The following is a 6,092-nucleotide window of genomic DNA, read 5'->3' on the forward strand; positions in this document are numbered from 1 at the left end:
ATCGACCGCGACCTTGGTGGTCTGTCCGTTCTTTGAGCCGTCCGCCTTAAGGTATCTTCCGACACGAAACGATCTGCACGTTTAACCAGCCATCAGATTACAGCTTCTCGCGCACCGATCCCCCGTCACCGGTTGATCTCTCGCAATCCGGGCTGGTCCCTTTGCTTTGCTCGGCCGTAACCACCGCGACGCCAACGAAGCCCAAAGTAGCAGCGGAGCGTTGGTGCTTGGCACACTGAGAGTGATCCGCAATCCGACAACGTCCGGCCGACGGATGGCCCCTCAAAAGAAAGGCAGGATTGTGTGAATTAGATCATAGGGAATTGGCGCAGTAGGTACTCTTCTTCTCGTATACAACTTGTCAGGCACTTCCAGAATTAGAAAAAGCAAGCCTCTGCATTCAATGATTGGTTGAATATTTTACAACCTCCGCCTGTCAAGAGTTTGTTCCGGATGCAAGGTTAGCTTGACTTTTCTGGCCGCACCCGCGGTGACAAACGACCGACGGCTTGACGGAGACGGCAATGAGAACAGCCAACTCCAAATATTCGGAATTCTCCAGCAAGATCGATCTTGGCAGACGGCACTTTCTCGAAAAGGTCGCCATGGCCAGCGCAACTGCGGCCGTCCTTTGGCCGGGATCGGCGAAAGCCGTCATGGAACTGTGGGAGGAAGGCGATCCGCTCTGCAGCGTTCACTACGACGCACTACCGAAGCCGGATGGCTACGATCTGGATCTTGCGTATCTCGGAAGTTTCATCGGCGTGTCGAAGTCGCTGACTGGACTTGCCGAGCTCGACCGACACATCGCAAACCAGTACATGGAACGCTTTGCTACCCATCCCCAGCTCTCAAAGAACCTGGACCTGCTGATACAGGCCTATCGAGCAATACCTGGGGGCAACCCGGGTGAGAATGAGGTCAAGCAGTCGATCTGGATGTCGTCGGATGCCGCCGTGCGAGCCGGCGCGAAGCAGCTCATCTATCTCTGGTACATTTCGGCCTTTTACATTCCGCTCGACATCACACCGGGCCCGAAGCCACCGCTGCAAGATGATCCTGCGGACACTCGAAAGAAGATCTGGGTCTATGGCACACCGGAGCAGTACAGCCGCGGCATGATCTGGCAGGTGATCCATGCGCACGCGCCGATGACGCCGGGCGGGCCTCGCCGCTATTGGGCCAGCAAGCCGCCGATCGTCTGACTGCCCTTCGATTGGCAACCACGCATTTTACTAGAAAGGTACGCGAGACAGACGCCAAGAGCAGGAGAGTGCGGTTCTCGTGCCTGAACCGCAACGCTCCGGATCCGCGATCAATGGCTGCTCGGGAGACATGATCATGCGACCGATTCTCGAACATGCGGAATTCGACCTCGTTGTCATCGGTTCCGGCGTGGCTGGCGCGATGGTTGCGCATCAGGTCGCCAAGGACGGCTTCCGGGTCCTGATCCTGGAGGCCGGCGGTGTCCCTCCCGACTCGCTCGGCCGCTGGGCCATGGTGCACAACTACACCAATTCTCCTTCCAAGGCGCCGGACTCGCCTTTCTGCGGTGATGATGTGCTGCCGGTCGATCCGAAGGTCGACCCGAAGACCGATCCCGGCAAATACCGTTTCCTGCAGCCGAGCCCGATCGAAGACGGCGGCAAGAACTATTACGACTACACCGCCGAAGCGATCGGCAAGAAGCGCTTCTTCAAGAGCTATTACGAGCGCATCGTCGGCGGCTCAACCTGGCATTGGCAGGGCATCTACATCCGGATGCTTCCCAACGACTTCAGGATGAAGACGCTCTACAAGGTTGGATTTGATTGGCCGATCACCTATCGCGAGCTCGAACCCTGGTACGTCAAAGCCGAATACGAGATGGGCGTTGCCGGCAGCGATGAGGAAAATGAAGACTATTACGAACGGAAGTGGGGAGCTTATCGCAGCGAACCGTTCCCGATGCCGGCCCTCGCGCCTAGCTTCCTCGACAATGAGCTCGCGCGCGTCATCAATGACAAGAAAGTTCCGGATCATGGTTTGCGGCTGAAGGTCAATACGGTCCCGCATGCGATCAACTCTCGACCCTATGCGGGCCGCCCCGAATGCGACGGCCACACGTCCTGTGTGCCCCTATGTCCGATCAAGGCGCGATACGAAGCCGTCATTCATGTCGAGAAGGCATTGTCCGCGGGCGCCGTTCTGCGAACACAGGCGGTCGTCACCAAGCTCGATGTTGACTCCGAGCAGAGGTGGGTATCGCGCGTTTGGTACAAGCGGCCCGACGGAACCGAAGACCGCGCGTCAGGGCGCATCGTGGTGCTCGCCGCCAACGGCATCGAAAATCCCCGGATCCTGCTGTCGTCCGGGGCGGCCAATTCCAGTGACAAGGTCGGTCGCTATCTGATGGATCACCCCATCAAGCAATCTTTCGCACTGGCGCCCCAGCCACTCTTTCCCTTCCGCGGACCGCAGACCACCTCCGATATTGCGGCATTCCGCGACGGCGATTTTCGCGCGCGCTACGCCGGCTTCAAGACCTCGATCAAGAATGACGGCTGGGCGAGCACCAAAACGGGCTCCCCCCGCGGAAACTTCATTCCCCCGAAGGACCCGAGCGGCAATCAGAACCTGAACGGGACAATCCTGGATTTCGTCGAGAACTTTGCCCTGTTCGGAACCGATCTGCGGAAGAAAATCAACGATCACATGACCCGCCAGATCACGCTGAACAGTGCCTGCGAGCAGCTGCCGCGCGAGACCAACCGCGTGACGCTTTCCACCAATACAGATGGGCTCGGCATCGCCAAACCAATGATCAGCTACAATCTTGATGATGACGAGTACGTTCGCAACTCGTTCAAGACGGTTGTAGACGTTCACACGTTCATCTTTGACCAGTTGGGCGCGACCGAGCGTGTCATGCAGGCCGACCCACCGGATACCACCATTTATGGTGGCTCCGGCCACATCATGGGTACGACGCTGATGGGCAGCGATCCGAAGTTGTCAGTCATTGACAAATATTGTCGCACGCATGACCACCCAAACCTGTTTGTGCTGGGCAGCAGCGTATTTCCTACCAGCTCAACGGCAAACCCCACGTCTACTGTCGCGGCGCTGGCGTTGAGAGCCTCAGAAACGATCAAGGAGCAGTTGAGGAGCTGAGAGCCGAGGGAAAGTCTTGGTTTGCCGCAGGTTGCTTCGCGGAAAACAGAATTCTTGAATTTCGCTCACTTATTGGCAGGGGGAGTTATCAATGCCGGCAGGATTGCTCGAAGTGGACGGCACAATTGAGCTCAAACAGTTCTGGCCAAGCGGTCGATCGGACGCTGACACTACAAAAGTCATTTTAAGCGTCGGGCCCGACGCGATTAAATTCCGCAAGGACAGCTCTTCGCCATTTCACCCGACGCATGTGTTCGACAACGCGAAGGTCAAGGGCAAGTTTAGTACTCCGCCCATCAAGAACGGAAAGGTCACAATCCGACTGCAAGGAATCGATGCGACCGAGCTCCATTATCAGCCATCTGCGCTCTCGGCGAAGGAGAAGAACGGCTTGAGCGCGACGAAACTGGCGGCATACAAAGGTCTCATCCACTTCTATCGTCAGCTACTGGGGGCCACTTCGGCGAAGGCGCTGCACGATTTTCTCACGTCGACGGGAAAGACGGTCCTCGACTGTCGGGTTGTGACCCAAGTGGATACCCCAAACGAGGTGTTCGACACTTACGGTCGGCTGGTTGGCGACATCGAAGTGACGGTGAATGGCCAGGCAGTAAATCTGAATCAATGGCTGGTCGAGCATGGCTGGGCATATCCTACGTTCTACTCAAGCATGACGAATGATGAAATCAATGCGCTTCTCGCCCTTGCAAAAATCGCACGGTCAAAGAAGACGCTTGTGTGGAAGTTTCTGTCCAATACGATTGGTCCCTTCGATTTCAATCTGCGCGAACCAAAGGTCGGCGACCTCAGCGTGCTGGCCACGGACAAGGGACCTGCCATCTTTCCCAAGCTTTATCGGCGCTATACCAACTGGTCGGCACGCAAGAAGGCGCAAGTCACAGGTCAGAACTTCCAGGCGTTTCTAGCGGCCGGATCTGGCGGAACGCCCGACATCTGCTTCTTACTCGCTGATTTCCTGGCCACTGGCGTTCATTCGGCGATCCCCCACAACTTTGCCGACTTCGTGGTAGGCGGGAAGACAACCAAGTTCGCCCCAGATAGTCTGGTTTTCAAAGAGGCGCCTTCCACGTTGCTCGGGCCCGACAACAAGCCCATCACCCATTTCTGAGTCTAGTACGCGCGATCTTCGGCCTAATGCTCTTGCGTGGTCATGATTGACCTCCTTCGAATGTTGCAGAGGAAAGGGAGTCCGTGGGACTGGACCCACCACCAGATCAACAGGCAAGTCCGCCCAAGAACCAGACCAGAGCCCTATTGGCGTCGGCCACCAATGCTTCAGACGTCCTCGGCGGAGATCATCGATCGGTTCCGATCGGATCGCCTCATTGCATCTGGCATCTCTGCTAGAGTCGTGCGAGATAATGCGCCAGCGCCGAAATATCGTCCTCGCTCAAGGGATAAGCTACCTCGGCCATAGCGGCCACGCCGCCGCCGGATCGAGCGCCGGCTTTGTAGTCATGGAGTGCCTTCGCAAGATATTCCTCCCGTTGACCCGCAATGCGGGCGACAGCCTTGCTGCCAGCGTAGTTGTCGCCGTGACAAGAGGCGCACCGCCCAGCCGCAGCCGCTTTCTTGCCAGCTTCGGTCAAGTCGGGATGATCGTCGGACACCTTCGCCGCGGCTGGATCGGAAGGCTTGAGCGAAGAGAAGTAAGCGCTGAGGTCGCGGACATCTTCGTTGCTGAGTTGTTCCGCGATTGGTCCCATGACCTCATTCTTACGCGCACCGCTGCGGAAGAAAACCAGCTGCCATTGTAAGAACTGATCAGGTTGCGCCGCCAATGACGGCGTGTTCTCGGTGGCGGAGACACCTTTGTCGCCGTGACACCCCGCACAGGCCTCTGCCTTGTTCTTTCCGGCCTCAGCATCCGCAGCAACGCGATGCATCTCCCCACTGATCGCCAATGCGACCAGGATGAGCAGCGAAGCGTATCCCCAGGATCTCATCCTGGACGGCCAGCTGCGGACCGGCGGTCCTTTCACAATCTTTCGCATAATCGCGATCTCCGCTGTTTGACCTTAGCCTCCCAATCGCCTCTGCGGTTCCGACTGGTCACCGACCGATGGCAAGGGCGCGATCTCGATCTGATCGAAGCGCGCTATGTCCGTGTGCTCAGTCCAGATCCCGCACCGTCCCCTTGCGTGCTCGCCACGGTCGAACGCGGTCAGGACCCATCGACCGTCCAACTGCATCGTGAAACCATCGCCGCTGACGGCGACTTCCAGCGTTTGCCAATGATTCCAGGCAATATCCGCGTCGACCCCGGCGATTTCATCAGGCACGCCGTGGACCACATGGAGCAGCGACAGGCGCTGGTCAAACACGCCGACACGAACGAGGTAGTAGTCGTCCGGACTGGTCACACGCATCGCGAGCCCGGCGCTCGGCCGCGATCCTTTCATCAGCCTGAACCGCGCACGGATCCGCACATCGGTTGCGGCCACAGGATTATAGATTGCCAGCGATGGCTGCTCGTCCCTATCCGCTGCTGAGCTTTGGATGGCCAAGTCGTCGTCAACGGCGCCTTCGTGAACTACGTTCCAACGATCTCGATCGCTTCGACCGGCATGCCAGAATTCGAAATCCCGTGGCGGAACCCCGACCCGTTGGTGCGACAGATCGATGACGGCGGATTGAGCTAACGCTGGGACGATCAAACTTGTGAAGTAAACGAAGTTCGCTAAGGCGGCCGCCGCAATGCTGCGCCAACTGTGCTGGCCGGCGCTGCGCCGCCGAAAAGGAAGCGGCGCCACGTCGAGACGACGCAAAAGCTTGCTGTTCGGCCAGAGCTTGTAGAGGACTGTCGAGTTAACGGCGGGCATGCTGCGTCCTTCTGAAAACCGGACGCGATTCTTGGGCATGTCGCCTCGTGGGGGGATCGCACGCCCCCATAGATCGAATAAACCGATTGCCGTCGC

5 protein-coding genes are annotated in these 6,092 nt (G+C 58.0%); 3 read left to right on the forward strand and 2 right to left on the reverse strand.

What is annotated here, in order from left to right; translation table 11 throughout:
- The first annotated feature begins 524 nt into the window (after positions 1 to 524).
- From ACZXDY_RS37075 to ACZXDY_RS37085, 3 genes are all read left to right on the forward strand, one after another.
- The gene (locus tag ACZXDY_RS37075; RefSeq protein WP_464348968.1) at positions 525 to 1,205 is read left to right on the forward strand and encodes a twin-arginine translocation signal domain-containing protein; all 681 of its coding nucleotides are present in this window, start codon (positions 525 to 527) and stop codon (positions 1,203 to 1,205) included.
- Positions 1,206 to 1,341: 136 nt separating this feature from the next.
- A complete protein-coding gene (locus ACZXDY_RS37080; protein WP_464348969.1) occupies positions 1,342 to 3,153 on the forward strand; it encodes a GMC family oxidoreductase in 1,812 nt (603 codons plus the stop codon).
- Positions 3,154 to 3,244: 91 nt separating this feature from the next.
- A complete protein-coding gene (locus ACZXDY_RS37085; RefSeq protein ID WP_464348970.1) occupies positions 3,245 to 4,282 on the forward strand; it encodes a thermonuclease family protein in 1,038 nt (345 codons plus the stop codon).
- A 235-nt stretch (positions 4,283 to 4,517) separates the two neighbouring features.
- Here the strand turns inward: ACZXDY_RS37085 and ACZXDY_RS37090 are convergent, their stop codons facing one another.
- Together ACZXDY_RS37090 and ACZXDY_RS37095 are read right to left on the reverse strand one after the other, a co-directional pair.
- Complete coding sequence (locus tag ACZXDY_RS37090; protein ID WP_130225128.1) at positions 4,518 to 5,120, reverse strand: c-type cytochrome; 603 nt, start codon at positions 5,118 to 5,120, stop codon at positions 4,518 to 4,520.
- A 72-nt stretch (positions 5,121 to 5,192) separates the two neighbouring features.
- Positions 5,193 to 6,092: hypothetical protein (locus ACZXDY_RS37095; protein ID WP_464348971.1), on the reverse strand; the 900-nt coding region annotated here is incomplete at its 5' end.

Source organism: Bradyrhizobium sp. LeoB3, from assembly GCF_055456055.1.